Genomic DNA, 24,848 nt, shown 5'->3' with positions numbered 1-24,848 from the left:
GGACACGTGTCCCGTACGGATCTTGAAATCGAAACGCCGCGCGGCCCCGCGGTCGTGGCCGTCAGCGACCCCTCGGGTCCGGCGCTGTCCCTGCTCGTCCTCGGTCACGGGGCCGGTGGCGGGGTCGACGCGCCGGACCTGGTGGCGGTGCGCGACGCCGCGGTGGCCGCCGGGGTGCGGGTGGCCCTGGTGACGCAGCCGTACCGGGTGGCGGGCCGGCGTGCGCCCGCGCCGGCCGGTCACCTCGACGAGGCCTGGATCGCGGTGGTGCGCGCGATCGGCGTACCGGAGATGCCGTTGATCGTGGGCGGGCGCTCCAGCGGAGCGCGCGTCGCGTGCCGGACCGCGACCACCCTCGGCGCCGCGGGGGTGCTCGCCCTGGCCTTCCCGCTGCATCCGCCGGGCAAGCCGGAGAAGAGCCGGGCGGGGGAGCTGCCGGCCGATCTGCCGGCACTGGTGATCAACGGTGACCGGGACCCGTTCGGGGTGCCGGAGCCGGCCGGCGCGGTCGAGGTGGCCGTTCGGCCGGGCACCGTGCACGATCTGCGCAAGGGCCTCTCCGACTCGGTGGTGATCGCGATCGAATGGCTCCGCCGCCATTCCTGGGCACGCTGAGTTCGGGAATGTGAGGCACTCTTGCCGACGTTGCAACGGATGAGACTTTGTCGGCGGGAAGGGGTTCTGTGGTGCGTGCCGGTACCGAATGCGTCGAGCGTGACGGCCGGGAGGCGAACCGGGTGCGGGGCCTTTTGAGCTCCCCCGAGTGGCCCGCCGCCGAGGCTCCGCCGGTGTCGCCGTCGGTGAGCGTGAGCACACCCGCGGTTTTCGAGAGCGTCACAGGGTCACTACCCGTATCCTCGGCGGGGCGGTCGAGGGGAGAGTCCAGGGTGGCCCAGAGGGAGCGGATCGAGGAGCGCCGAGAGCGCTTCGAGCGTGAGGCGTTGCCGTTCGTCGACCAGTTGTACGCGGCCGGCCTGCGGATGACCCGGAATCCGGCCGACGCCGAGGACCTGGTGCAGGAGACGTTCCTGAAGGCGTTCTCCGCCTTCCACCAGTTCGAACAGGGGACGAACCTCAAGGCCTGGCTCTACCGGATCCTGACGAACACGTACATCAACTCGTACCGGCGCAAGCAGCGGCAGCCGGTGCAGGCGCCGACCGAGGAGATCACCGACTGGCAGCTCGCGTCGAGCGAGTCGCACACGTCGCAGGGTCTGCGGTCGGCCGAGACCGAGGCGCTGGACCGGCTTCCGGACAGCGACATCAAGGAAGCGCTGCAATCCCTGCCGGAGGACTTCCGGCTCGCCGTCTACCTCGCCGATGTCGAGGGTTTCTCGTACAAGGAGATCGCCGACATCATGGGTACGCCGATCGGCACCGTCATGTCCCGGCTGCACCGCGGCCGGCGCAACCTGCGCAAGCTGCTCGAGCAGTACGCGGTGGACCGGGGCATCACCCGGGCCGCGACCTCCGAGCCGCAGGGGGCGTGACGACATGGAGCCCGAGGAGAACGAGAACGACTGCGGGATCGTCCTGAGCGAGGTCTACCTCTACCTGGACCTGGAGTGCTCGGAGGAGCGCCGCCGGCTGATCCAGAAGCACCTCGACGAGTGCGCCGGCTGCCTGCGTGAGTTCGGCATCGAGCACGACGTGAAGGCGCTGGTCAGCCGGTGCTGCGGCGACGAGCGGGCACCGGCCGAGCTGCGTGACCGGCTGCGCCACAAGCTGGGGCAGCTCGAGGTGCAGACGGAGACCAAGGAGTTCCTGCCCTGAGGTGACGAAAGGCCCGGCGATCGCCGGGCCTTCTCGTTTTCAGCTGTTGGGGCGCTTGCCGTGGTTGGCGGCGCTCTTCTTACGGGCCTTCTTCTTGCGGGCCTTCTTGGCCATGTCGCGTCTCCTGTTCGTGGTGCTGGAACTCGTTGCCGATCGTAATGGGCGGGTCCGGCCGGACCGGACTCGCCCGCGTCCGATCCGTGGTTTGATGACCTTCACCGAACCGTGCCGACGGACGAGGAGGCCGAGCCATGACGGACGAGATCCGCGCCGGGATGGGGGCCAACGTGTGGAAGGTCGTGACAGCGCCCGGCGCCACCGTCACCCAGGGAGACACGCTGGTCATCCTGGAGTCGATGAAGATGGAGGTGCCGGTGCAGGCCGAGACCGGCGGGACGGTCGCCCGGCTGGCCGTGCACGAGGGTGACACGGTCCAGGAGGGCGACCTCATCGCCGTCATCGACCAGGGCTAGTCGCGCCGCCAGCGCAGCAGGGAGCGGCCCCGGCCCCGCTGCCGGGGGACAGCCGGCACACGGATGGTGGCCGCGGCCAGTTCCCGGGTCGGCCGGTCCAGGGCGGGCGCGGCCAGGGCCAGCTCGGCGACCGCGCGGGCGTTCGGCCGGGAGGCGGTCTCGGTGAGCCGGGCGGCCACCACGGCGGCCACGTCGGCCCGGGCCTCCGGATCCACCCAGGCGTAGGCGACCAGGGCGAACAGCGCGGCCTGGGTCACCCGGTCCACCTCGCCGTCGAGCAGGCCGAGCAGCAGCCGGCGACGGCTCGACTCCGGCCAGGGCTCCTCGGCCCCGTGGTGCAGCAGGCCGAGGCAGGCCCACACCTCCAGGCCGGTCTGCTGGTCGGCGCGGGCGGTCTCCGGGTGGGCGAGCAGGGCCAGCAGTTCCCACGGCTCGACCAGGACCAGCCCGAGCGCCCGGTCGTAGGCGCCCGGCGGGTGCGGCCAGGTGGGCCCGGCGAGCCGTTGCAGCCGGTGCAGCGCGTCGGCGGACGGCTCGGCGTTGACCGGCGCCCGGCCGGCCGGCAGCGGCACCCCGGCCGGAAGCCCGCCCAGCCACGGCGTCTCCCGGCAGCACTCCTCCAGGTCGGTGTGCTCGTGGGCGTCGTCCGGGTGGTCGCGGATGAAGTCGGCCAGGTCGACCAGGTGGGCGACGTCGCCGTCGGCGCGGTAGCGCAGCCGGTGGGCGGTGTGCACCACGCAGTCGAAGTCCGGGTCGCGTTCCAGGGCGAGTTCGGTCCAGCGGAGCGCCTCGTCGAGCCGGCCCAGGTCGGCCAGGGTGGCGGCGACGTCGGCGTACACCGAGAGGTCGTCGGGGTCGTAGGCGACGGCGCGGCGCAGTGCGGCGAGCGCCTCCGGCATCCGGCCGGCGCTGCGGTACGCGTACCCCAGCCAGATCTCGGCGAGCTTGGACGGCTGCGCCCGGGAGCCCCGTCCGGCCCAGTCGACGGCGAGACGCACCTCGCCGAGCCGGCGGGCCAGCGCCGAGCCGGCGCCCAGCAGCATGCCGTGCTCGCCGTGTGCGGCGATCGCGTGCCGGACCACTTCGAGGTACGGCCGCAGCGTGGTGATCGAACCGGCCGGGGCCGGGTCGCCGACCGCGGTGCAGAGCCGCATCACGGTACGCGCGAGCATCCCCGGATCGATCCGCGCGCCGAGGGCCGGGTCGCCGACCCAGGGCACTCCGGCCCAGTCCAGCTCGGGGCTGTGCCCGCTGGCGGCGGCGAGCAGTGGCAGCCCTTCCTCGGGGCGCCCGGTGGCGGCGAGCAGGTGGGCCCGGGCGGCCAGCCGGCCGACCGGCGCGTACGGCTCCACCGGGAACAGGTCCAGCCCGCCGTCGGCTCGTGCCGCGAACCGGCTGAGCAGCTCGTGGGTGTCGGGCAGGGTGGGAGCGTGGGCCAGGGCGGCGGCGATGTGCCCGGCCGCGGACGCGGTTTCGCCGCGCTCGAGGGCGTCGCGAGCACGCGCGAGGTCACGGTGGGCCGAGGGGGAATCCACGAGTGAAGACCCTAGGGGAAGCGCCGCTCGTTGTCAGTCCTCACGTTTGCTCGTTCATGCACGAAACCTTGACCGAGTAAGCTGATTCTTGCAAGACTGCGCACAGAATGCGCAGGGAGCGCGCGAAAAGGGGAGGATCACGTGACACAGCGAGGCTTTGGGATGGCGGCGGACATCGCGGAGCAACCCGCCGGTTTCGCCCGGCTGCTGGAGGACGGGCCGGCCGGGGCCATCGCCGAGGTGGCCGCCGAGGTGGCCCGCCGGGCGCCGCGCAGCGTCCTGTTCGTCGGCCGCGGCACCTCCGACCACGCCGCGCTCTACGGCGCCTACCTCGCCGAGATCCGGCTCGGCCTGCCGGTGGCCAGCGCCTCCCCGAGCGCCATCACGCTCTACGGCGCCCGCCCCGACCTGACCGGCACGCTGGTGATCGGCGTCAGCCAGAGCGGCGGCTCGCCCGACCTCGCCGGGGTGCTCAACGTGGCCCGGGAGACCGGCGCGCTCACCCTCGCGGTCACCAACAACCCCGCATCGCCGCTCGCGCGGGCCGCCGAGCTGTCGATCGACGTGGCGGCCGGGCACGAACGGGCGGTGGCCGCCACCAAGACCTACACCGCCGAGCTGTTCGCCCTGCTGCTGCTGATCGAGGGGATCCGGTCCGGGGACGGCCGGCTGCCCGCCGACGAGCGGGCCGCCCTCGCCGAGCTGCCGGAGCTGGCCGAGCGGGTGCTCGCCGACCGGTCCGCCGAGGAGCTGGCCCAGCGCTACCGGTTCGCCTCCAGCCTGGTGACCACCGGGCGGGGGTACGCGTACCCCACCGCCCGGGAGACCGCCCTCAAGCTGATGGAGACGTCGTACCTGCCGGCGCTCGCGTTCTCCGGCGCCGACCTGCTGCACGGCCCGCTCGCCATGACCGACCCGGACGTGCCGGTGCTCGCGGTGGTCGGTGACGGCCCGGGCGGCCGCTCGATGCGGGACGTGGTGACCCGGCTCGGCGAGCGACGCGCCGACGTGGTGACCATCGGCGCCGCCGACGTGCCCGGCGCCTCCGCCCGGCTCGCCGTACCGGCTGTCGACGAGCGCTACTCGCCGCTGCTCGACATCCTGCCGTTGCAGCGGCTCGCGCTCGCGCTGGCGCTGGCACGTGGCGAAGATCCCGATGCTCCCCGCGGTTTGAAGAAGGTCACCACGACGCTTTAGAAATAGGCTGGGCCGGTGTCCACCCTCCGCGACCTCGTCGAAGAGCACACCGGCCTGAGCCCCGCCGACATCGACCACCTGCACCGGATCGCCGGTGACTGGCAGCTGCTGTCCGACCTCTCCTTCGCGGACCTGCTGCTCTGGGTGCCGATCAAGGGGGAGCCGCGGCAGCCGCGGGAGTTCCTCTGCGTGGCGCAGGTGCGGCCCACCACGGCGCCCACGGCGTACCAGGACGACCAGGTCGGCAAGATCGTCGGGGGGCCGGAGGTGGCGCACCTCGACGTCGCCATCACGCAGGAGCGGATCTGGCGGGAGGGCGACCCGGTCTGGTACGGCGACACCCCCGCCCGGCACGAGGCCATCCCGGTCCGGCTGCGCGACGCCACCGACCTGGAGGAGGGCTACAGCGAGGTGATCGCGGTGATCGGCCGGGACACCAACCTGAGCACCGCGCGGACCCCGAGCCAGCTCGAGCTGAACTACCTGACCACGGCCGACGACCTGGCGCAGATGGTGGCGGACGGGACGTTCCCGCCGCCCCGTCTGCCCGGCGAGATCACCTCGGCGCCCCGGGTCGGGGACGGGCTGATCCGGCTGGACGCCTCCGGCAAGGTGACCTACGCCAGCCCGAACGCGCAGTCCGCGTACCGGCGGCTCGGGTTCAACGCGCACCTGGTCGGCGAGGAACTGGCCAAGCTCGCCAGCCGGCTCTCCGGTGACCCGCTGGAGGGCAACGACGCGGCCGAGCGGATCCTGGCGTCGCTGCGCGGCGAGTTCCCGGCCCGGATGGAGGTGGAGGCGCGCGGCGCCACCGTCCTCACCCGGGCGCTGCCGCTGCTGCCGGCCGGTGTGCCGATCGGCGCCCTGGTGCTGGTCCGGGACGTGACCGAGGTGCGCCGCCGGGAGCGGGCGCTGATGACCAAGGACGCCACCATCCGGGAGATCCACCACCGGGTGAAGAACAACCTCCAGACCGTGGCCGCGCTGTTGCGCCTCCAGGCCCGCCGGGTGGACGCGCCGGAGGCCCGGATGGCGCTGGAGGAGTCGGTCCGCCGGGTCGCCTCGATCGCCCTGGTCCACGAGACGCTGTCGATGTCCAGCGACGAGGCGGTCGAGTTCGACGGCATCGTGGACCGGGTGGCCCAGGCCGCGACCGAGGTGGCCACCACCGGCTCGCCGGTCCGGATCCGGCGGGACGGCACCTTCGGCGTGCTGCCCGCCGAGATCGCCACCTCCCTGGTCATGGTCCTCAACGAGCTGCTGATCAACGCGGTCGAGCACGGCTTCCCGGAGCCCGAGGACGAGCCGGCGGCCGCCCCGGTGGAGAGCGACGGCGAGGTGGTCGTCTCGGCGCACCGGTTCCGCAAGCAGCTGCACGTGACGGTGGCCGACAACGGGCGCGGCCTGCCGGACGGCTTCAAGTTCGAGGGCAGCAACCGTCTCGGGCTTCAGATCGTCCGGGCGCTGGCCACCGGGGAGCTGCGCGGCAGCATCGAGCTGCGCAACCGGGCCGTCGGCGGCACCGAGGCCGTGCTGGTGGTTCCGCTCGGGAAACGCTGACGCAGGTCCTGCTGCTGGGGCAACCCGAGCACGGCCACCAGGACCAGCGCCACCAGTGCGCGCACCCGTAGCCCCCGCAGCGCGGCGGCGGCCAGCAGCACGACCGCGGGCAGGGCGAAGAGCACGTAGCGGGGATCCCACAGCGGACCGGTCAGGAAGGACGCGGCGAGCAGCGTGACCGGCGGCAGCACGGCCAGCACCGCCAGCTCCCGCAGCAGCGCCCGGTCCGGCCAGCGGGCGGCCAGCGCCAGGCCGGTCACCAGCAGCCCGGCCGCGGCCGCGCCGAAGAACGCCTCCGGGGCGGCGCGCAGCATCTCCCACGGCGTGCCGGGCCGGTAGAGGAAGAGCGTGGTGTGCTGGCGCACCCCGAGGGAGACCAGCGGCGCCGGGACCACCAGGGCCAGCAGCGTCACCGGGAACCACCAGAACAGCGACCGTTGCCGGCTGAGCCGCCAGCGGGACAGCACGGTGTACGTATGCCCCGCCAGCACCAGCAGGGTCGCCGGATGCGCCAGCCCGGCCACCGCGACGGCCAGCCCGTACCCGATCCAGCGCGGTGCCCCCGGCCGGTCCAGGGCCAGGTAGAGCAGCAGTGTCGCGGCGGTGGCGGCGGACAGGGCCAGGGCGTGCGGGCCGGCTTCCTGGGCGTACCGGCTCGTCACCGGCAGCGCCACCAGCAGCAGGCCACCGCACAGTCCGGCGCCGGGGGTGAGCAGCCGGCGCCCCAGCTCCCCGGTGAGCCCGGCGGCGAGCGCCATGGCGAGCAGTGCCGGAGCCCGCAGCGCGACCACCGAGTCGCCGGCCACCTGGCTCCAGTAGTGCAGCAGGAGCCGGTAGGGGACCAGGACGGCGTCGGCCACGCGGCCCGCCTCGACGAGGGCGGCCGGGGAGTCGCCGGTCAGCGCCTCCCGCGGGCCGGGCGCCGGGCCGGTGAGCCCGATCCGGCCGACGGTCAGCATGGCCGCGGCCGGCAGCAGGGACGGGATCCACGCCCAGAACACGGCGGCCGCCCGGCGTGCCGGGCGGCGGTGCGGGCCGGACAGCGGCCGGGTCGGTGAGTCGTCGTGGACGGCCTGTGCCTGCATGAGCGCCTCCGGGCCGAGTGTCGCAACTCCGGCTCGTGACGCGCTACTCACACAGCGTAGCCATACAGCTTAGGGGCCAACTGTTACAAGATGTTGCCGTTGTGCGACTCGGCACACTCCCGAAATCTGGACCGTGCTGGCCGAGAATCGCTGGGCGTGAGAGGCTAGCCGACATGACCGCTGCAGTTGACCGCCGCTTCGTGGCTCGCCGCCACGTCGACTACGGCCGTGTCCGCAGCGCCATGTGTCCGGCTTCCTGACGACGCCCGATTTCCCTTTCCGGGCGCTCGACCGCCGGGCCCAACTCCTGACACAGATGTCACGAGCCTCCCACGGGCCGTGAGCGGCACAGCGCGCCCACGAACCCGGAGGAACGCCGAGATGGCGCCCAGCAACACTCCCGCTGCAAGGCCGACCGCCCGCCCCCGCAAGGCGCGCGGCGAGGGTCAGTGGGCGCTCGGACACCGCGAGCCGCTCAACCCCAACGAGCGCAGCAAGAAGGACGACAACCCGCTCAACGTGCGGGCCCGGATCGAGAACATCTACGCCCACGGCGGGTTCTCCTCGATCGACCCGGCCGACCTGCGCGGCCGGTTCCGCTGGTGGGGCCTCTACACCCAGCGGCGCGCCGGGATCGACGGCGGCCGCACCGCGGTGCTGGAGCCGGAGGAGCTCGAGGACGAGTACTTCATGCTCCGCGTGCGCATCGACGGCGGCGCGCTGAACCTCGCCCAGCTGCGCACCATCGGCGGCATCGCCACCGAGTTCGCCCGGGACACCGCCGACATCACCGACCGGCAGAACATCCAGATGCACTGGATCCGGGTCGAGGACATGCCGGAGATCTGGCGCCGGCTGGAGGCGGTCGGCCTGCAGACCACCGAGGCCTGCGGCGACTGCCCCCGCGTGGTGCTGGGCAGCCCGGTCGCCGGCGTCTCGGCCGACGAGGTGATCGACGCCACCCCGGCGATCGACGAGATCGTCGAGCGGTATGTCGGCGACCCGCGCTACTCGAACCTGCCGCGCAAGTTCAAGTCGGTCATCTCCTGGCTGCCCGACGGCCCCTACCAGGCGAACGACATCGCCTTCGTCGGTGTGCACCACCCCGACCACGGTCCCGGCTTCGACCTCTGGGTCGGTGGCGGCCTGTCCACCAACCCGCGCCTGGCCGAGCGGCTCGGCGTCTGGGTGCCGCTGGCCGAGGTCCCGGACGTCTGGGAGGGCGTCGTCGGGATCTTCCGGGACTACGGCTACCGCCGCCTGCGGCATCGCGCCCGGCTCAAGTTCCTGCTCGCCGACTGGGGTGTGGCGAAGTTCCGCGAGGTCCTGGAGAAGGAGTACATGGGCCGCGCGCTGATCGACGGCCCGGCTCCGGAGCTGCCGGAGAAGCCGCTCGACCACATCGGCGTGCACAAGCAGATCGACGGACGGAACTACATCGGCGCGGCCCCGGTGGTGGGCCGGTCGTCCGGCACCCAGCTGACGAAGCTGGCGGACCTGGTCGAGAAGCACGGGTCCGAGCGGGTGCGGCTCACCGCGTACCAGAAGCTGTTGGTCCTGGATGTCGCCGACGACCAGGTGGAGCCGATCATCGCGGGTCTCCGCGGCATCGGGCTGGAAGCCCGTCCGTCGGCCTTCCGCCGCGGCACCATGGCCTGCACCGGCATCGAGTACTGCAAGCTCGCCATCGTCGAGACCAAGGCGCGTGGCGAGGAGCTGGTGGCCCGGCTCGAGGACCGGCTCAAGGACTTCGACGCCGACCTGTCGATCCACATCAACGGCTGCCCCAACGCGTGCGCCCGCACGCAGGTCGCCGACATCGGCCTCAAGGGCCAGCTCGTCCTGAACTCGCACGGCGAGCAGGTCGAGGGTTTCCAGATCCACCTGGGCGGCGCGCTGGGCATGGCCAAGGGCGAGACCGCCGGGTTCGGCCGCAAGGTCCGTGGTCTTAAGGCCACCGCCGAAGAGCTTCCGGAGTACGTGGAACGCGTCGCCCGGCACTACCTGGACGGCCGCGACCAGGGCGAGACGTTCGCCAACTGGGTGATGCGGGCCGACGAGGAGCTCCTGAAATGAGCGACCGGCAGGCTCCGCTCTACTGCCCCTACTGCGGTGAGGAGGATCTCCGCCCCAACGAGTCCTCGCACGGCGCCTGGGAGTGCCACTCCTGTGCCCGTGTGTTCTCGGTCAAGTTCATCGGTCTTCTGTCCAAGGGAGTGAGTTCGTCATGAGTCTCCTCGACGCCGCGGGTATGGGCCTGATCAACCTGGGCGGCCCGGCCGTCGGCGCGGATCCCGAACGCCGTAGACCCGACGAGCTGAAGGCCCTCGCGCTGGAGGCCGCCGAGACGCTCGAGGGCCGGCCCGCCGAGGAGATCGCCAAGTGGGCGACCGACACCTTCGGCGCGCGGTTCTGTGTCACCAGCTCGATGGCCGACGCCGTGGTGGCGCACCTCTTCTCCCGGGTCTCGCCCGGCGTGGACGTGGTCTTCCTGGACACCGGCCTGCACTTCCCGGAGACGCTGAAGGTCCGGGACACGGTGGTCCGGACGATGAACGTCAACGTCCGCTCGATCCGCCCGCGCCTGACCGTCGGCCAGCAGGACGGCGAGTACGGTCCCCGGCTGTTCGCCCGCAGCCCCGACGAGTGCTGCTTCCTGCGCAAGGTGGAGCCGCTGGAGCGCGCCCTCGGCGAGTACGACGCCTGGGCCACCGGCCTGCGCCGCGACGAGTCGCCGACCCGGGCCAACACGCCGGTCGTCGCGTTCGACGCCAAGAAGGGCAAGGTGAAGGTCAACCCGATCGCCGCCTGGACCCAGGCCGACGTGGACGCCTACATCAGCCGGTGGAACGTGCCGGTCAACGAGCTGTTCAAGAAGGGCTACGGCTCGATCGGCTGCTGGCCGTGCACCCGGCGCACCAAGGCCGGCGAGGACCCGCGCGCGGGCCGCTGGGCGATGTTCGAGAAGACCGAATGCGGTCTGCACGTCTGACCTCCCCGCACCGGCCGGCCGTGGTCCTGGTGGCCCACGGCAGCCGGGACCCCCGGGCCGCGGTGTCGACCGAGGCACTGGCCCGGGCGGTGCGGCGGGCCCGCCCCGACTGGACGGTCCGGGCGTCGTACCTGGATCACGACGGGCCCCGCCCGCTGGACGTGCTGGCCGCTCTGCCCGGCCGGCGCGTGGCCCTGGTGCCGCTGCTGCTCACCGCCGCCTACCACGGCCGGGTGGACCTGCCCGCGGTGATCCGGGAGGCGGAGCCGCTCCCGCTCACGGTGACCGCCACCGACGTGCTCGGCCCGGCGTCCCCGCTCCTGCTGGCCGCCCTCGAACGGCGGCTCCCGCGCCACGACCTGGACGCCGTCGTGCTGGCCGCCGCGGGCACGCGGGACGACGCCGCACGCGAGACGGTCGCCGCGGCGGCCGCGGCCCTGGGGCGGCGTCTGGGGCTGCCGTCCGCGGTGTCCTACGCCTCCGGCCCCGGCGCCCGCTCCGGCGAGGCGGTGGCACGGCTGCGGGCGGCCGGCGCCCGGCGGGTCGGGGTGGCCGCCTACTTCCTGGCGCCCGGGCTTCTCTACGACACCGCCGTACGGGCGGCCGTCGAGGCCGGGGCGGTCGCCGCCGCCGAGCCGCTGGGTGACGCCCCGGAACTGGTCCGGCTGATCGGTGCCCGGGCCGAGGCGGTACTGGGCGAGCCGCTGCCCGTGGCCGCCTGAGACATCGCTGAGAATCAGTCGGATTGATCGCTACTCTGCGCGACTGTCGCTCTGCGTTCGGCGACGGCCTTGATGCGATTGGCGTCCCGATCCCGATCGTCCATTGCGGAGTGTGTGTGACTCGCGACGCAAAGCATCAACGGCCGAATTTCGAGATCATTTCGGTGGGGTGGGGGAAACGTACCGTGATCAAATTAGCGCGCATTGGAGTTGGTGGCTGTGAAGAACCTGAAACAGCAAGACGCCCCGGTGCCGTACGGCCCGGGGCGCAAATGCTGTGCGGGGGATTGATTCAGGCGGTGGGGGCGCTGATCCGAAGACCGCCACGACGCTTGACGGCGCGCCGCTCGTCCTCGCTCATCCCACCCCATACGCCGGCGTCCTGACCGGACTCGAGTGCCCACGAGAGGCATTCCTCGGTCACCGGGCACCGGCGGCACACGGCCTTGGCCTGCTCGACCTGCAGGAGCGCCGGACCACTCGTCCCGATCGGGAAGAACAGCTCGGGGTCCTCGTCGCGGCAGATCGCATCGTGACGCCAGTCCATGGCGGCAAACTCCTTGTTTCGGATGGGGTAATGAAAACAGTGCTGTTTACCTATATGCGAGCGCAGTGGTCGGCGACGGCTTGTGCCCGTACGCTCACCGATGCGTCAGCAAGCTTTGGGGTTTGGTGCTGTTTTGCGCTTCCGGATTAAGGAACGCGCACAACCGGCAACCGGTTACTTCTTATCGCTTGTGAATGCTTTCACGAACTCACGCGATGTCAAGGGTAGCGCTGGAAGTTTCTCCCGGCGGGTGAGCTGACTCACGCACCCATATGTCCGGTTCCGCCGCTGCTGCCAGAGCCGGTTGACGAACGCTCCCATCAATGTAGTACGGTCCCGGCCATCTCGCAGACCTTTTGCCCGCGCTTCTGTAACGGATCGTGAGCACGTGCCGAGACTCGTACCCTGCCGTCAGCAGATCACACGCAGAGCCGAGGGAACGGACACGAAGTGCACCTTCTGCCGCTCCCCCAGGTAGTCACCGTCCAGCTGGAAGGGCTGTGGCCGGGACGCCACCACGGTGAACTCCGCGATGTCATGCAGACGTAACACCTGTTTACCGTGTGGATCACCGCTACGCCACGCGAGTTGTGTCACGGTCCGCGCCCCGGCCGCGATCGTCAGGCGGCGCAGAGCCGTCACATCCAGGCCCCGATCGAACGAGGCGTCCCGATTCAGATGGACCGGACGGTCACCCACGTACGTCCACGGGGCGGTGTTCTGCACGATCACCGTGGCCAGCCCGGTGTCCGGCGTCTCATCCGGGCGCTCCAGGCCCAGCGGCGGATCCTTGCGGTCCAGACCGGTGAAGAACTGGCCGAACGTCGCGCGTATGTAGAGGGCCGGCGTCGACGTACGGCCCCGCAGCCGGGCCTGCTCCACCCGGCGGACGGTCGCCGCGTCCCAGCCCAGCCCGGCCGTGAAACAGAAATAGCGGTCGTCGGCGCGGCCCAGACCGATCACCCGATGCCGGCCGTCGCGCAGCCCGTCCAGGATCACGCTCGTCCCGTCCGCCCAGTCACGGGGCATGCCCAGCGCGCGGGCGAAGACGTTCGTCGAACCGCCCGGAACCACGGCCAGCGCCGGCAGCCGGTCCGCCGGAGTCGCCGCCAGACCGTCGAGCGCGGTCGTCGCCGTCAGCAGACCGTTCACCGCCTCGTTCACGGTGCCGTCCCCACCGAGCGTCACCACCAGGTCGATCCCACTCTCGGCGGCGTCCCGGGCCAGCCTCGTGGCATGACCGCGCCGCTCCGTGTACGACACCGTCAGGTCCACCGCGCTGCGCAACGCCCGCACCAGCACGTCGCGGGCCCGTTCGCTGGTCGTCGTCGCCCGGGGGTTGACCACCAGCAACGCTCGCATGCGCGGCACCTTACCCGGAAGCGGTCGGTATGGTGCAGCGGTGACCGGTGAGAAGCCCGTGACCGTCGACGCAGCCACCCTCGACTGGGGGGTCCGCCTGCTCTACCTGCAGTGCGCTGGACTCGTGGCGCTCACCGCGTACCTGATCGTCCTTGATCTGACCAGCGGCGACATCGCCGTCGCGGTCGCCGCCGCGCTCACCGTGATGTCCGCGCTGGCCGCGCTCGCCGTCTTCGCGGTGGCCCGCGCCCTCGGCCGGCGCTCCGCCCGGGCCCGCGGCCCGGCGATCGTGGTGCAGCTCTTCCTCCTCGCCACCGGCGGCTTCCTCCTCCAGATCGGCCCGCAGTGGGCCGGCGCCGGACTGCTCGCCCTGGCCACGCTGACCGCATTGCTGATCCTTCTTCCACCCAGTAGCCGAGCGTTGGGCGTCGATTAGCCGGTCTTCCGGTGCGGATCAGGGCCTAACCTGGACGGGTGACCGGCTCAACGGTGCGCCCACCCGCCTACCAGCAGCTCGCCGACGAGTTACGCGCGGAGATCACATCCGGCCGCCTCCAACCCGGCGAGCGACTACCACCTGAACCCGAGCTGTGCGTCAAGATCGGCGTCAGCCGGAGCACGGTGCGGGAAGCCCTCCGCCTCCTCGCCAGCCAGCACCTCATCGTCACCACACGAGGTGTCACCGGCGGCAGCTTCGTCGCACACCCCGACGCCGGCCAGCTCGCCGACGGCCTCTCCACCGGCTTCGCCCTGCTCGCCCACTCCGCCGACGTCGGCCTCGCCGACCTGCTAGAACTCCGCCGCGCCCTGGAGGTCCCGGCCGCCGGCCTGGCCGCCGTCCGCCGCGCCGACAGCCACCTCACCGAACTGCGGGGCGCCCTCTTCGACCCGGCGATCGACGACTTCGACACCATGATGGCGGCGCACTCCGCCTTCCACCGGGCGATGGCCAAGGCCACCGGCAACCCGCTCTTCGAGCTGGTCAGCCTCCCGCTGTACGAAGCCACCTACGGCGAAGAGGTGACCGGCGGCCTCCCCGCCGACTACTGGAACCGCATCGACGCCGATCACCGCGCCATCATCGACTGCGTGGTCGCCCGCGATGCCGAGGGCGCCACCCGGGCAGCGGCCACTCACCTCGAATTCATAGCCGAAACCGTCCGCTGACCGCACCTCCACCCGCCCGCCACCTCCACCCGACCCGTCTCCACCCGCCCGCCACTCTTCACCGCCACTCTTCGCCCGGCCCTTCTCGGGCCGCCCGCCACTCTTCGGCCGGGTCATCTTCGGCCGGGGCGTCGCTCTTCGGCCGGGCGTCGCTCTTCGGCCGGGCCTTCTTCGGCTGGCCCTTCTTCGGCGGGCGTCGCTCTTCGGCCGCTTGTTGCTCATCGGCGGGCGCCGTCCTCCGGCCGTCTGGCCCTTCTTCGGCGGGGCGCCGCCCTCCGGCCGCCTGTCACTCTTCGGATGGACGCGCTCTTCGACCGCCTGTCGCGCTTCGGCTTGGCGGTTCCTTTCCATGAGAGGGCGCGCTTACGGCCCGGGATCCATTTCAAACCCCTTCTCGGTACGGACGGCCCCTGCACCCGCCGAATCCTCGCTGTTCCGTGGCGCCCCGCGATGTCGCTGCAGCGCAAGCCTGTGCCGCGCCCGCCGGGCTGAGCTCAGTGGTCCGGGCCTGTCCGGACAGTGGTTGATCTTGCCAAGCTGGCCGTCAGTGCCGTCTCAGCAGCCCCGAGACAGCACTGAGGACCAGCCGGACAAGATCAGCCACCACCTGGACGGTCCCGCCGCGGGCGGCCAGGCCATCAGGGCCTTCGCTTGTCGGGCCGTGATTAAGGCGCCCTGAATCTTGAACGTCATGCCACCGAAACCGGGGGTCGATCGCTCAAGGTCGCCGATGGACGTGGCAGCCTCGGCCGCCAGGCGGGACCGGTGGTGCCGGATGCGGGTGGGTGGGGTGCCAACTCGCGGGATCTTGGACGTTATACCGCCGCATCGGGTGGCCGATCGCTCAAGGTCGCCGGTGCCGGTGCCGGTGCCGGTGCCGGTGCCGGTGCCGGTGCTGGTGGCGGCTTTGGCTGCTGGTGCTGGTGCTGGTGCTGGTGGCGGCTTTGGCTGCTGGTGGTGGCGGCTTTGACTGTGGGTGGTACTGGGCGTGGGTAGCGGGCGCCGGGTGGCGGGATCTTGGACGATTCGCCACCGAATTGGGTGGGCGATTGCTCAAGGTCGCCTGTGGGGGGTGGTGGCCTCGGCCGCTGGTGGCGGTCGGTGGGACTGGGTGTGGGTGGTGCGGTGTCGGGTGGCGGGATCTTGGACGTTTGACCACCGCATGGGGTGGGCGATCGTCCAAGGTCGTCGGTGGGCGTGGTGGCGTCAGTCACTGGTGGGGCGTGGTGGCTTTGGTTGCTGGTGGGGCCGGTGCCGCTGGGGGTAGGTGGTGGGTGCGGGGTGGCGGGATCTTGGGCGTTTTGCCACCGCATGGGGTGGGCGATTGCTCAAGGTCGCCGGTGGGGGGTGGTGGCCTCGGCCGCTGGTGGCGGTCGGTGGGGCTGGGTGTGGGTGGTGCGGTGTCGGGTGGCGGGATCTTGGACGTTTGACCACCGCATGGGGTGGGCGATCGTCCAAGGTCGTCGGTGGGCGTGGTGGCCTCGGTCACCGGTGGGGCGTGGTGGCTTTGGTTGCTGGTGGGGCTGGTGGGGCTGGTGGGTCTGGTGGGGCTGGTGGGCCGGAGGGGCTGGGTGTGGGTGGTGGGTGTCGGGTGGCGGGATCTTGGGCGTTTTGCCACCGAATTGGGTGGGCGATTACTCAAGATCGCCGGTGCCGGTGCCGGTGCCGGTGCCGGTGCCGGTGCCGGTGCCGGTGCCGGTGCGGGTGCGGGTGCGGTGGCGGTGGGGGTGAGGGTGGGGGCGGCCGCTTTGGCTGTGGGTGGGCCGGTGGTGCTTGGTGTGAGTGGTGGTGCTGGGTGTGGGGGGTGGGTGTTTGGTGGCCGGGTGGACGTCATGCCAGCGCATCGGGTGGGGGACGTCTGGGTCACCGGCTCATTGGGTTCGGGTGGTGGGGGGTGGGGGGTGAGGGGGAGGTGCCGCTCACGCCCGGCGGGCGCGGCACGGCCTTGAGGGGGCAGGTGGTCGCGGGGCGCGGCGGGGCGGGGTGGGTGCGGCGGGGCGGGGTCGCGCGTACCGGGGAAGGGGGTGAAGCGGAAGCGGACCGGGCGGGGTGAGTGTCGCCGGGGTCAGAACTCGGTGCGGCGGGTCAGGAGGCGGATGGTGGCCTGGCGGCCGTTGGCCTCGGCGGCGGCGCTCGTGGTCAGGGCGGTGAGGACCTTCCACGCGAAGGACGACTCGGAGGGGAGGCGGGCGCCGCGGACGGTGGCGACGGTGACCTCGACCGTGAGGGCGTCGTCGGTGACCGCGAAGCGGCACTCGAGCTCGGCGCCGCGGGTGGCGATGGCCAGCAGCATGGCGCACGCCTCGTCGACGGCGATGCGCAGGTCCTCGATCTCGTCGAGGGCGAAGTGCAGGCGGGCCGCCAAGCCGGCGGTGGCCGTCCGGAGGACGCTGAGGTAGCCGCCGTCGGCGGGCACCGTCAGTAGTACGACGTCGTCTCCGACGACCGGCTCCGTGTCCATCAGCTGAGTCACCCGAACCCTCCTCCCGATGGGGGAGACTCTAGCGGCTGCGGGACGCTGCGGGAGCACCCGGTGACCGCCAGTTCCGATGTGTGGGTGATATGGCGTGGAAAACGGGGGTGTGAGACGCCGACGGCCGGCTCGCACGGGGCGGGCCGGCCGTCGGCGCAGGCGCGGATCAGGCCTGCTTGGTCTCCCAGAAGATCTTGGAGATCTCCTCGATCTTGCCGAGCAGCTGCTCGGCGATCGCCGGGTCGACCGAGCCCTTGGCGCCCGCGGCGCCGGCGAGCTTGGTGGCCTCGTTGAAGAGCTGGTGCAGGTTCGGGTACTTCTCGAAGTGCGGGGCCTTGAAGTAGTCCGTCCACAGGACCCAGAGGTGGTGCTTGACCAGCTCGGCCCGCTGCTCCTTGATGAGGATGGCCCGGGTGCGGAACTCGGGGTCGGTGTTCCCCTGGTACTTCTCGGCGATCGCCTTGATCGACTCGGCCTCGATCCGGGCCTGGGCCGGGTCGTAGACGCCGCACGGCAGGTCGCAGTGGGCGCTGGCCACGGTGCGCGGGGTGAGGAAACGCGGAAGTCGCATCAGGACTCCTCCATAGAGTTTGCGATGATCCGGGATTGACCCTACCCCTTACAGCTTGAACGTAACGCGACGGAGGCTTGATGCGTTGAGATGGCAATTACCACTGTTCGCCGTGCTTGTGAACGGGCCCTCGATGGCTCCGACCCTCCGGTCCGGGGACGCCCTCATCGTGCGCCGGGGAGCGGATCAGGTAAGGGCCGGGGACATCGTGGTCGGCGAGTTCCGTTCCCGGCCCGGTCTGCTGGTGGTGAAACGGGCGGTGGAAATGCGTGACGGCGGGTGGTGGCTGGTCGGTGACAATCAGTTCGTGGAGGACGATTCCCGTGCTCACGGCGTCGCTGATGTCATCGGGCGTGTGATATTTCGCTACTACCCGAGACCCTTCCGGTTACGTTAGTGTCCTCTAATCCCCAGCGCACACCCGTGCTGTGGACGGTTTACCGGGTGATCCCCGCATGCACCGCCGCCTGGCGCATACTCGCGACCAGGACCCGCTGGTGCCACGTATCAATGTCGATGCAGTGTGGAGTTTCACCGTGTCTTTCTTCAGTTTCGAACTCGATCCCGCCCTCGCCGCCGATCCCGTCTTCGACCTGCACCGCCGGGGCAAGATGACGATGAGCGCGACAGTCCCGCTGGCCAGCCGCGACGACCTCTCGCTGGCCTACACGCCGGGTGTCGCCCGGGTGTGCGAGGCGATCGCCGAGGACGAGTCGCTCTACTCCGACTACACCTGGACGTCGAACACGGTCGCCGTGGTCACCGACGGATCCGCCGTCCTGGGTCTCGGCAACATCGGTCCCAAGGCCGCCATGCCGGTCATGGAGGGCAAGTCGGTCCTGTTCAAGCAGTTCGGCGGCGTCGACTCGATCCCGATCGTGCTGGACACCCAGGACGTCGAGGGCATCATCGCCACGGTCAAGGCGATGGCGCCGTCGTTCGGCGGGATCAACCTCGAGGACATCAGCGCGCCGCGCTGCTTCGAGATCGAGCGCCGTCTCGACGCCGAGCTGGACATCCCGGTCTTCCACGACGACCAGCACGGCACCGCGGTCGTCACGCTGGCCGCCCTGCGCAACGCCGCGAAGCTGCTCGGCCGCTCCTTCGGTGACCTGCGCGTCGTCGTGAGCGGGGCCGGCGCGGCCGGTGTCGCGATCACCAACACCCTGATGGCGGCCGGTGTCCAGGGCGCCAACATGATCGTGGTCGACTCGCGCGGCATCATCCACGCCGAGCGCGGCGACCTGAGCGGGATGAAGGCCGAGCTGGGCGCCGTCACGAACGTCTCCGGGCGTACCGGGGGGATCGCCGAGGCGCTGATCGGCGCCGACGTGCTCGTCGGCGTCTCCGGCGGCAGCATCCCGGAGGAGGCGCTGACCGGCATGGCGCCGGGCGCGATCATCTTCGCGCTGGCCAACCCGACGCCGGAGGTTCCGCCGGCGATCGCGCACCAGTACGCGGCGATCGTCGCGACCGGCCGCAGCGACTTCCCGAACCAGATCAACAACGTGCTGGCCTTCCCCGGGATCTTCCGGGGCGCGCTGGACGTCCGGGCCACCACGATCACCGACCGGATGAAGGTGGCGGCGGCCGACGCGATCGCCGCCATCGTCGCCGACGACCTCCGCCCGGAGGCGATCGTGCCGTCGCCGCTCGACCCGCGGGTCGCCCCGGCGGTGGCCGCCGCCGTCGCCGCGGCCGCGATCGAGGACGGGGTCGCCCGCCGGGCCGCCTCGCCCGTTCCGGCCCAGGAGCGGCAGAGCGTTTAGTCGACGGTGTTCAGGGGATCACGCTTCTGTGGTCCCCTGAACCAGTCCTAAGGTCGGGTCATGCGAGCTGCTTACGCCTCCGCCCTGCACCCCGACGCGCCGCTCGACGGCCTGACCGTGGGTGACCTGCCGTTCTCCGTCCCGGACGGCTGGGTGCCCGTCGACGTACGGGCGTCATCGCTCAACCACCACGACATCTGGTCCCTGCGCGGGGTCGGTCTGCCCGCCGACCGGCTGCCGATGATCCTCGGCTGTGACGCGGCCGGGGTGGACCCGGACGGCAACGAGGTCGTGGTCTACCCGGTGGTCGAGGACAAGGCCGATCCACGGGGCTTCTCGCTCTTCTCCGAGCGGCACCCGGGCACGCTGGCCGAGCGTCTCGCCGCGCCCCGGGAGAATCTGATCCCGCTGCCGGCGGGGGTGTCCTTCGCGGAGGCCGCCTGCCTGCCGACCGCCTGGCTCACCGCCTACCACATGCTGTTCACCCGGGGCCGGGTCGCCGAGGCCGGTTCGGTGCTGGTCCAGGGCGCCGGCGGCGGGGTGTCCACGGCGGCCGTGGCGCTCGCCGCGGGCCTCGGCAAGCGGGTGTACGTGACCAGCCGCGACGCCGCCAAGCGGGAGCGGATCGCCGAGCTGGGCGCCACCGCGGTGGAGTCCGGCGCCCGGCTGCCGGAGCGCGTCGACGTGGTGATCGAGTCGGTCGGCGCGCCCACCTTCGAGCATTCGATGAAGTGTTCCGCCCCGGGCGCCCGGATCGTGGTGTGCGGGGCGACCGCCGGGCACCTGGCCCAGGTCGACCTGCGCCGGGTCTTCGCCATGCAGCTGGAGATCCTGGGCAGCAGCATGGGCACCCCGGACGAGCTGGCCGCCCTGCTCGCGCTGGTGGCGTCCGGTAAGGCCCGCCCGGTGATCGATGCGACCTTCGGGTTCGACGCGGTCGGCGAGGCGTTCGCCCGCCTCGCCGACGGTGACGTCTTCGGGAAGGTCGTCGTCGCGTTCTAGAAGGTGCTGGTCAGGCCGGCCACGCCGGTGGCGGCCACGTCCTGCGGCAGTTTCGTCTTGGCGGCCTCGTCGCCGTCCAGGGTCCAGCGCCAGAAATCCGTGGTGGTGGCGGCCACCACGGCCGGCTGGTCCCGGTGCGGCAGGTGGGTGCCCTGCGGAAGCTCCAGGAAGCCCTTGGGCCAGGTCACCTCGTTGTAGGCGCCGTACGCCTGCTCGTAGGTCACCGTCTCGTCGAGCTTGCCCTGGACGAACAGCAGCGGCGACGGCGTGCCGGCGAACGGGGCGGGCTGCGGCATCTGCCGGCCGGCGATCAGCACCCCGGCCTTGAGCCGCTCGTCCCGGCTGCCGCTGAACAGGCCGATCGTGGTGATGGCGCCGGCCGAGTGCCCGGCCGCCGCGATCCGGTTCGCGTCGATCCGGTCGGGCAGCGCCTTCAGCACCTCGGTGATCACGAACTGGGCGTCGGCGGGCTGGTTGACGATGTCGTCGGCGTTGAACTCGGGAGCCTCGTGCCAGGTGTGCGGGTACTTCGGGGCGGCCACCACGAAACCGGCGGCCTGCCAGGCGGTCAGCAGTTCGGCGTAGTCGTCGGGCTGGGAGGTCAGGCCGTGGCTGAAGTAGATCAGCGGGCGGGCCCCGGTGGCGGCGGGCAGCCACACCTTGGTCGGCAGGGCACGGCCGCCGCCGCGGTTGAGGGCGACCTCGACCGTACCGGTGAGGGTGGTGGTCTTCTTCTCCGGAACGGGCGACGGGCGGGGAGCCGGCCGCGGATCGGAGCCGCAGGCGGCCAGACCGGCCGTGGCGGCTAGGGCGAGGAGAGAACGGCGCAACACGCCGACCATTGTGCCGTCGAAAGATCAGAGTTCCCTGGTAGTGGACATCACACCGGGTTCCGCCGAACAGGTGGATTGGTTTCGCCAACCTTGACCGGTGTGGTTAGGGTCGGCCCCATGCCTGACAACCAAGTCGACCCGAGCGGTAACACCGAGGCGTTCCGGGCCTTCTCCCGGACGACACCGGACGACGCGGCACCGTCCAAGATGCCCTACCTCGTCGGCGGCGCCGTGGCGGTCGTGCTGATCGCCGTGCTGGCCTGGCTGGTGCTCTAGGCCCCGACCGCCTTCCGGGCCTCGGAGGCGATCTCCAGCTCCTCCTCGGTCGGCACCACGCAGACCGTCACGGGGGAGCCGTCGGGAGAGATGATCGCGTCGTTGGCCCGGTTGCGGTCCGGGTCGACCGCGATGCCGAGGGCCTCCAGGCCCGCCATGGTCGTCGCCCTGATCTCCCGGGAGTTCTCCCCGACCCCACCGGTGAAGGTGATGGCGTCCACCCGGCCCAGGACGGCCAGGTAGGAGCCGGTGTACTCGCGGATCCGCCGGCAGTAGATCTCGAAGGCCAGGGTGGCGTCCGGATCGCCGGCCGCCCACCGCTCCTGCACCGTACGCATGTCGTTGTCCCCGGTCAGGCCGAGCATCCCGGACCGGCGGGTCAGCATCTCCTCGATCTCGTCCAGCGACTGTCCGGCCACCCGGTGCAGATGGAAGATCAGGCTCGGGTCGATGTCGCCCGAGCGGGTGCCCATCACCAGCCCGGGCAGCGGGGTCAGGCCCATCGAGGTGGCCACGCTGCGCCCGCCGCGGACCGCCGTGGCGCTGGCCCCGTTGCCGAGGTGCAGCGTGATCACGTTGGTGTCGGCGACCGGCCGGTCGAGGAGCCGGGCGGTCTCCCGGGAGACGTACGCGTGCGACGTCCCGTGGAACCCGTAGCGCCGCAGCCCCCACTTGCGCGACACCTCCCGGTCGATCGCCCAGAGCGCGCCCTCCGGCGGGATCGTGGCGTGGAACGCGGTGTCGAAGACGGCCACCTGTGGGACATCGGGCAGCAGGTCACGGGCCACCCGCAGTCCGGTCAGCGCGGCCGGGTTGTGCAGCGGGGCGAGCGGGATCAGCTCCTCGATGGCCGCCAGCACCTCGTCGTCGACCACGGTCGAGGCGGTGAACCGTTCGCCGCCGTGCACCACCCGGTGCCCGACCGCGGCCAGCCCGGACAGGTCCAGTTCGTCCATCAGCCGCCGGAGTGCGGCGCCGTGGTCGGTCGCGTCGCCGCCGGGCTCGCCGATCCGCTGGACCAGGCCTTTGGCCAGCACCTCCGCATCCTCGAAGAGCCGGTATCGCAGCGACGACGAGCCGCTGTTGAGCACGAGCACCCGAGTCATTTCGCTCCCGCCTGGATCGCCGTGATGGCGACCGTGTTCACGATGTCCTTGACCGTCGCCCCGCGGGACAGGTCGTTGACCGGTCGGCGCAGGCCCTGCATGACCGGACCGACCGCGACCGCGTTCGCCGACCGCTGGACCGCCTTGTAGGTGTTGTTGCCGGTGTTCAGATCCGGGAAGACGAAGACCGTGGCCTTGCCGGCGACCGCGCTGCCGGGCAGTTTGGCGGCGGCCACCGCCGGGTCGATCGCCGCGTCGTACTGGATCGGGCCCTCGACCGGCAGATCGGGCCGTCGCTGCCGGACCAGCGCGGTGGCCGCCGCCACCTTGTCCACGTCGGCGCCCGCCCCGGAACTGCCGGTGGAGTAGGACAGCATGGCGACCCGCGGCTCGATTCCGAACGCGGCGGCGGTCTGCGCCGAGGACAGGGCGATGTCGGCGAGCTGTTCGGCGTCCGGGTCGGGGTTGACCGCACAGTCGCCGTAGACCAGCACCCGGTCGGCGAGCAGCATGAAGAACACACTGGACGCCACGGTCAGCCCGGGCACCGTCTTGATGATCTCGAAGGCCGGGCGGATCGTCGCGGCCGTGGTGTGGGTGGCGCCGGAGACCATGCCGTCGGCCAGGCCGCCGGCCACCATCAGGGTGCCGAAGTAGTTGACGTCGGCGACCACGTCGTAGGCCAGATCCAGGGTGACGCCGCGATGCTTGCGGATCTCGGCGTACCGGGTGGCGAACTCCTCCCGCCACTCGCTCGTGGCCGGGTCCACCAGGTGGGCGCCGCCGATCTCCACGCCGATCTCCCGGGCCCGGCGGTTGATCTCGGTGGGGTCGCCGAGCAGGGTGAGGTCGGCCACCCCACGCCGTAGCAGCGTCTCCGAGGCCCGCAGGATGCGCTCCTCGGTGCCCTCCGGCAACACCAGGTGACGGCGGTCGCCGCGGGCCTTCTCGATCAGATCGTTCTCGAACATCAGCGGCGTGACCCGGCTCGACCGGGCCACGTCGAGCAGCCGGGACAGCTCGGCGGTGTCCACGTTCTCCTCGAAGATCCCGAGTGCCGCGTCGATCTTGCGAGGGGTGCTGAGCTGAGCCGTGATCCGGTCGGCCGCGGCGATCGTGTGGTAGCTGTCGGTCTTGGTGCCCAGCATGGCCAGGCCGGTGTTGAGGCGCTCGATGACCCGGAGCGCCCGTTCGTCGGCCGGCTCGCCCAGGGTCAGCACCAGACCGGCCAGCGTGACGTTGCCGGCCGCGTGCGCCGCGCTCGCCGCCACCAGCAGGTCCGCCCGGTCGCCCGCGGTGATCAGCAGCGCCCCGTCGGTCAGCGCGCCCAGCACGGTCGGCACCTGCCCGGCGCCGACCACGTAGTCCAGCACGTCCCGTTCGAGCGATCCGGCGGAACCGGCGATGACGTCGGCGTCCAGCGCGGCGGCCACCTCCCCGACGGTCGGCGCGGCGATCGCGGGGACCTCCGGAAGCGTCCAGAACGGCACCGGCAGCCCTTCGGGCACACCACCCAGAGCCGCTGCCGGCACCCGGTTGGCGATCACCGCCACCACCGTCGTGCCAAGATCGACAAGCGAGTGGTACGCGCCGCGCGCGGCCGCCGCGAGCGAATCCCGGGACCGGCCCTCGCCGCTGACCACCGGCACCACCACGCTGCCGAACTCGTTCGCCAGCCGGGCGTTGAAGGCGAACTCCCGGGGCAGCTCGTCCTGCCCCTCGCCGGGGTTGTCGGCGAAGTCGCTGCCGATGATCACCACGGCGCTCGCGTGCCGCTCGACCTCCCGGTAGCGCTCCACGATCCGGCCGATCAGCTCCTCCCAGCGACCGTCGGCGACCAGCGCGGACGCCTCGGCCAGGGTGACGCCGAACGCCTCCGCGGGGTCCGGCCCCGGATAGCGCCCGTGGAGCACGGAGAGCAATGGATCGGGGTTGCCGGAGGAGATCATCGGACGGAAGACGGCCACGGAGGCGACCTGGCGGGACAGCGCCTCGACGATGCCGAGTGCCACGGTCCCCTTACCGACGGACGGGCCCAAGCCCGCTACGTAGACGCTGCGTGCCACGGCTTCAAACTACCGGCCGGGCATGCTCCCGGCCGGGTCAAAGGTCCCGGATCTCCCGGTGATCTAGTCCTCGTCGTCCTCGTCGCCGCGAGCCAGCCAGGTGGCGAGACGCTCGATGGGGGTCTCGAACTCCGGGTTCATGTCGACGAAGGTGCGCAGCTGCTCGCCGAGCCACTCCAGCGTCACGGTCTCCTCGCCGCGCCGCTCGACCAGCTCCTCGATGCCCCGATCGGTGAAGTACATGCCCCGGATAGTAGGAGGGGGGGCGCCCCCCCCGCGGGGCCCCCCCCCCCCCCGCGGGGGGGTTCGAACGCCGCCGCCCCGCCGCCCGCAGCGCCG

At 71.7% G+C, this 24,848-nt stretch carries 26 protein-coding genes; 15 read left to right on the top strand and 11 right to left on the bottom strand.

The features are described 5' to 3' along the window. Positions 1 to 6: 6 nt before the first annotated feature. From J5X75_RS02920 to rsrA, 3 genes are all read left to right on the top strand, one after another. Entirely contained in the window at positions 7 to 615 is a 609-nt protein-coding gene (locus J5X75_RS02920; protein WP_208465623.1) for an alpha/beta hydrolase family protein, read from the top strand. A gap of 71 nt (positions 616 to 686) precedes the next feature. Continuing rightward, positions 687 to 1,490 carry a sigma-70 family RNA polymerase sigma factor gene (locus J5X75_RS02915; RefSeq protein ID WP_208465621.1) on the top strand — a complete coding sequence of 268 codons (804 nt, stop codon included), beginning with the start codon at positions 687 to 689 and terminating at the stop codon, positions 1,488 to 1,490. A gap of 4 nt (positions 1,491 to 1,494) precedes the next feature. Next, positions 1,495 to 1,773: a mycothiol system anti-sigma-R factor gene (gene rsrA / locus J5X75_RS02910; protein WP_183216956.1), complete on the top strand. Its 279-nt coding sequence runs from the start codon at positions 1,495 to 1,497 to the stop codon at positions 1,771 to 1,773. A 39-nt stretch (positions 1,774 to 1,812) separates the two neighbouring features. Here the strand turns inward: rsrA and J5X75_RS46345 are convergent, their stop codons facing one another. Further along, positions 1,813 to 1,887, bottom strand: a complete 75-nt coding sequence (locus tag J5X75_RS46345) for a 50S ribosomal protein bL37 (protein WP_370461611.1) — start codon at positions 1,885 to 1,887, stop codon at positions 1,813 to 1,815. A gap of 137 nt (positions 1,888 to 2,024) precedes the next feature. On the opposite strand from J5X75_RS46345, the gene J5X75_RS02905 reads away from it, so the two are divergent. Continuing rightward, positions 2,025 to 2,246: a biotin/lipoyl-binding carrier protein gene (locus J5X75_RS02905; protein WP_208465619.1), complete on the top strand. Its 222-nt coding sequence runs from the start codon at positions 2,025 to 2,027 to the stop codon at positions 2,244 to 2,246. Here J5X75_RS02905 and J5X75_RS02900 read toward each other — a convergent pair. Further along, positions 2,243 to 3,781, bottom strand: a complete 1,539-nt coding sequence (locus J5X75_RS02900) for a tetratricopeptide repeat protein (protein ID WP_208465618.1) — start codon at positions 3,779 to 3,781, stop codon at positions 2,243 to 2,245. The genes J5X75_RS02905 and J5X75_RS02900 overlap by 4 nt on opposite strands. A 162-nt stretch (positions 3,782 to 3,943) precedes the next feature. Between J5X75_RS02900 and J5X75_RS02895 the strand changes: the two genes are divergently transcribed. Beyond that, positions 3,944 to 4,978 (top strand): SIS domain-containing protein, encoded by a 1,035-nt coding sequence (locus J5X75_RS02895; RefSeq protein ID WP_208465617.1) that lies wholly within the window; start codon positions 3,944 to 3,946, stop codon positions 4,976 to 4,978. A gap of 15 nt (positions 4,979 to 4,993) precedes the next feature. Continuing rightward, positions 4,994 to 6,538 (top strand): sensor histidine kinase, encoded by a 1,545-nt coding sequence (locus tag J5X75_RS02890; RefSeq protein ID WP_208465616.1) that lies wholly within the window; start codon positions 4,994 to 4,996, stop codon positions 6,536 to 6,538. Here the strand turns inward: J5X75_RS02890 and J5X75_RS02885 are convergent. Beyond that, positions 6,427 to 7,623, bottom strand: coding sequence for a glycosyltransferase family 39 protein (locus tag J5X75_RS02885; protein WP_208465615.1), 1,197 nt, complete (start codon positions 7,621 to 7,623; stop codon positions 6,427 to 6,429). The genes J5X75_RS02890 and J5X75_RS02885 overlap by 112 nt on opposite strands. A gap of 381 nt (positions 7,624 to 8,004) precedes the next feature. Here J5X75_RS02885 and J5X75_RS02880 point away from each other — a divergent pair, with 381 nt between their 5' ends. From J5X75_RS02880 to J5X75_RS02870, 3 genes are all read left to right on the top strand, one after another. Beyond that, on the top strand, positions 8,005 to 9,699 hold the full coding sequence (locus J5X75_RS02880) for a nitrite/sulfite reductase (RefSeq protein WP_208465614.1): 1,695 nt from the start codon (positions 8,005 to 8,007) through the stop codon (positions 9,697 to 9,699). A 151-nt stretch (positions 9,700 to 9,850) separates the two neighbouring features. Then, the gene (locus tag J5X75_RS02875; RefSeq protein ID WP_208465613.1) at positions 9,851 to 10,615 is read left to right on the top strand and encodes a phosphoadenylyl-sulfate reductase; all 765 of its coding nucleotides are present in this window, start codon (positions 9,851 to 9,853) and stop codon (positions 10,613 to 10,615) included. Next, on the top strand, positions 10,597 to 11,337 hold the full coding sequence (locus J5X75_RS02870; RefSeq protein ID WP_208465612.1) for a sirohydrochlorin chelatase: 741 nt from the start codon (positions 10,597 to 10,599) through the stop codon (positions 11,335 to 11,337). The genes J5X75_RS02875 and J5X75_RS02870 overlap by 19 nt, the downstream gene beginning before the upstream one ends. A 292-nt stretch (positions 11,338 to 11,629) precedes the next feature. Here J5X75_RS02870 and J5X75_RS02865 read toward each other — a convergent pair whose 3' ends face one another. Beyond that, on the bottom strand, positions 11,630 to 11,884 hold the full coding sequence (locus tag J5X75_RS02865) for a WhiB family transcriptional regulator (protein WP_183216939.1): 255 nt from the start codon (positions 11,882 to 11,884) through the stop codon (positions 11,630 to 11,632). Between the two features lie 411 nt (positions 11,885 to 12,295). Next, a complete protein-coding gene (locus J5X75_RS02860; protein WP_208465610.1) occupies positions 12,296 to 13,246 on the bottom strand; it encodes a diacylglycerol/lipid kinase family protein in 951 nt (316 codons plus the stop codon). A 40-nt stretch (positions 13,247 to 13,286) separates the two neighbouring features. Here J5X75_RS02860 and J5X75_RS02855 point away from each other — a divergent pair, with 40 nt between their 5' ends. Continuing rightward, positions 13,287 to 13,682, top strand: a complete 396-nt coding sequence (locus J5X75_RS02855; RefSeq protein WP_307797896.1) for a hypothetical protein — start codon at positions 13,287 to 13,289, stop codon at positions 13,680 to 13,682. Between the two features lie 38 nt (positions 13,683 to 13,720). Continuing rightward, the gene (locus J5X75_RS45845; protein ID WP_208465608.1) at positions 13,721 to 14,413 is read left to right on the top strand and encodes a FadR/GntR family transcriptional regulator; all 693 of its coding nucleotides are present in this window, start codon (positions 13,721 to 13,723) and stop codon (positions 14,411 to 14,413) included. Between the two features lie 2,065 nt (positions 14,414 to 16,478). Here the strand turns inward: J5X75_RS45845 and J5X75_RS02845 are convergent. Together J5X75_RS02845 and sodN are read right to left on the bottom strand one after the other, a co-directional pair. Next, positions 16,479 to 16,874 (bottom strand): ATP-binding protein, encoded by a 396-nt coding sequence (locus J5X75_RS02845; RefSeq protein ID WP_208465707.1) that lies wholly within the window; start codon positions 16,872 to 16,874, stop codon positions 16,479 to 16,481. A 178-nt stretch (positions 16,875 to 17,052) separates the two neighbouring features. Continuing rightward, positions 17,053 to 17,457 carry a superoxide dismutase, Ni gene (gene sodN, locus J5X75_RS02840; RefSeq protein ID WP_183216932.1) on the bottom strand — a complete coding sequence of 135 codons (405 nt, stop codon included), beginning with the start codon at positions 17,455 to 17,457 and terminating at the stop codon, positions 17,053 to 17,055. Between the two features lie 85 nt (positions 17,458 to 17,542). Here sodN and J5X75_RS02835 point away from each other — a divergent pair, with 85 nt between their 5' ends. The 3 genes from J5X75_RS02835 to J5X75_RS02825 all read left to right on the top strand — a co-directional run bounded on the left by J5X75_RS02835 (position 17,543) and on the right by J5X75_RS02825 (position 20,228). After that, on the top strand, positions 17,543 to 17,854 hold the full coding sequence (locus J5X75_RS02835) for a S24/S26 family peptidase (RefSeq protein WP_274383410.1): 312 nt from the start codon (positions 17,543 to 17,545) through the stop codon (positions 17,852 to 17,854). Between the two features lie 214 nt (positions 17,855 to 18,068). Next, positions 18,069 to 19,226 carry an NAD(P)-dependent malic enzyme gene (locus J5X75_RS02830; RefSeq protein ID WP_238487271.1) on the top strand — a complete coding sequence of 386 codons (1,158 nt, stop codon included), beginning with the start codon at positions 18,069 to 18,071 and terminating at the stop codon, positions 19,224 to 19,226. 60 nt (positions 19,227 to 19,286) lie between these two features. Further along, the gene (locus J5X75_RS02825) at positions 19,287 to 20,228 is read left to right on the top strand and encodes a zinc-binding dehydrogenase (RefSeq protein ID WP_208465602.1); all 942 of its coding nucleotides are present in this window, start codon (positions 19,287 to 19,289) and stop codon (positions 20,226 to 20,228) included. Here J5X75_RS02825 and J5X75_RS02820 read toward each other — a convergent pair. Further along, entirely contained in the window at positions 20,225 to 21,061 is an 837-nt protein-coding gene (locus J5X75_RS02820) for an alpha/beta hydrolase family protein (protein ID WP_208465600.1), read from the bottom strand. The genes J5X75_RS02825 and J5X75_RS02820 overlap by 4 nt on opposite strands. A gap of 117 nt (positions 21,062 to 21,178) precedes the next feature. Between J5X75_RS02820 and J5X75_RS02815 the strand changes: the two genes are divergently transcribed. Next, a complete protein-coding gene (locus J5X75_RS02815; RefSeq protein WP_208465598.1) occupies positions 21,179 to 21,337 on the top strand; it encodes a hypothetical protein in 159 nt (52 codons plus the stop codon). Here the strand turns inward: J5X75_RS02815 and J5X75_RS02810 are convergent. From J5X75_RS02810 to J5X75_RS02800, 3 genes are all read right to left on the bottom strand, one after another. Beyond that, positions 21,334 to 22,443 carry an acetate/propionate family kinase gene (locus tag J5X75_RS02810; protein ID WP_208465596.1) on the bottom strand — a complete coding sequence of 370 codons (1,110 nt, stop codon included), beginning with the start codon at positions 22,441 to 22,443 and terminating at the stop codon, positions 21,334 to 21,336. The genes J5X75_RS02815 and J5X75_RS02810 overlap by 4 nt on opposite strands. After that, positions 22,440 to 24,509 (bottom strand): phosphate acetyltransferase, encoded by a 2,070-nt coding sequence (gene pta, locus J5X75_RS02805; RefSeq protein ID WP_208465595.1) that lies wholly within the window; start codon positions 24,507 to 24,509, stop codon positions 22,440 to 22,442. Before pta ends, J5X75_RS02810 begins: the two co-directional genes overlap by 4 nt. A 63-nt stretch (positions 24,510 to 24,572) precedes the next feature. Next, complete coding sequence (locus J5X75_RS02800) at positions 24,573 to 24,752, bottom strand: DUF6104 family protein (RefSeq protein WP_188119672.1); 180 nt, start codon at positions 24,750 to 24,752, stop codon at positions 24,573 to 24,575. Between the last annotated feature and the right edge of the window lie 96 nt (positions 24,753 to 24,848).

This window comes from Actinoplanes flavus (genome assembly GCF_017592555.1).
In the GTDB taxonomy this organism is placed as follows: domain Bacteria; phylum Actinomycetota; class Actinomycetes; order Mycobacteriales; family Micromonosporaceae; genus Actinoplanes; species Actinoplanes flavus.
The sequence above is the reverse complement of the archived record's forward strand: the minus strand, read 5'-3'. Positions and strand labels throughout refer to the sequence as shown.

Bases quoted from the DNA above. Each gene is read 5' to 3' on its own strand.
- J5X75_RS02895 (WP_208465617.1), top strand. From the start codon at position 3,944: ATGGCGGCGGACATCGCGGAGCAACCCGCCGGTTTCGCCCGGCTGCTG.
- J5X75_RS02815 (WP_208465598.1), top strand. From the start codon at position 21,179: ATGCCTGACAACCAAGTCGACCCGAGCGGTAACACCGAGGCGTTCCGG.
- J5X75_RS02870 (WP_208465612.1), top strand. From the start codon at position 10,597: ATGCGGTCTGCACGTCTGACCTCCCCGCACCGGCCGGCCGTGGTCCTG.
- J5X75_RS02800 (WP_188119672.1), bottom strand. From the start codon at position 24,752: ATGTACTTCACCGATCGGGGCATCGAGGAGCTGGTCGAGCGGCGCGGC.
- J5X75_RS02845 (WP_208465707.1), bottom strand. From the start codon at position 16,874: ATGGACACGGAGCCGGTCGTCGGAGACGACGTCGTACTACTGACGGTG.
- rsrA (WP_183216956.1), top strand. From the start codon at position 1,495: ATGGAGCCCGAGGAGAACGAGAACGACTGCGGGATCGTCCTGAGCGAG.
- J5X75_RS02885 (WP_208465615.1), bottom strand. From the start codon at position 7,623: ATGCAGGCACAGGCCGTCCACGACGACTCACCGACCCGGCCGCTGTCC.
- J5X75_RS02860 (WP_208465610.1), bottom strand. From the start codon at position 13,246: ATGCGAGCGTTGCTGGTGGTCAACCCCCGGGCGACGACGACCAGCGAA.
- J5X75_RS02830 (WP_238487271.1), top strand. From the start codon at position 18,069: ATGACGATGAGCGCGACAGTCCCGCTGGCCAGCCGCGACGACCTCTCG.
- J5X75_RS02905 (WP_208465619.1), top strand. From the start codon at position 2,025: ATGACGGACGAGATCCGCGCCGGGATGGGGGCCAACGTGTGGAAGGTC.
- J5X75_RS02810 (WP_208465596.1), bottom strand. From the start codon at position 22,443: ATGACTCGGGTGCTCGTGCTCAACAGCGGCTCGTCGTCGCTGCGATAC.
- J5X75_RS02825 (WP_208465602.1), top strand. From the start codon at position 19,287: ATGCGAGCTGCTTACGCCTCCGCCCTGCACCCCGACGCGCCGCTCGAC.
- J5X75_RS02865 (WP_183216939.1), bottom strand. From the start codon at position 11,884: ATGGACTGGCGTCACGATGCGATCTGCCGCGACGAGGACCCCGAGCTG.
- J5X75_RS02880 (WP_208465614.1), top strand. From the start codon at position 8,005: ATGGCGCCCAGCAACACTCCCGCTGCAAGGCCGACCGCCCGCCCCCGC.
- sodN (WP_183216932.1), bottom strand. From the start codon at position 17,457: ATGCGACTTCCGCGTTTCCTCACCCCGCGCACCGTGGCCAGCGCCCAC.
- J5X75_RS02875 (WP_208465613.1), top strand. From the start codon at position 9,851: ATGAGTCTCCTCGACGCCGCGGGTATGGGCCTGATCAACCTGGGCGGC.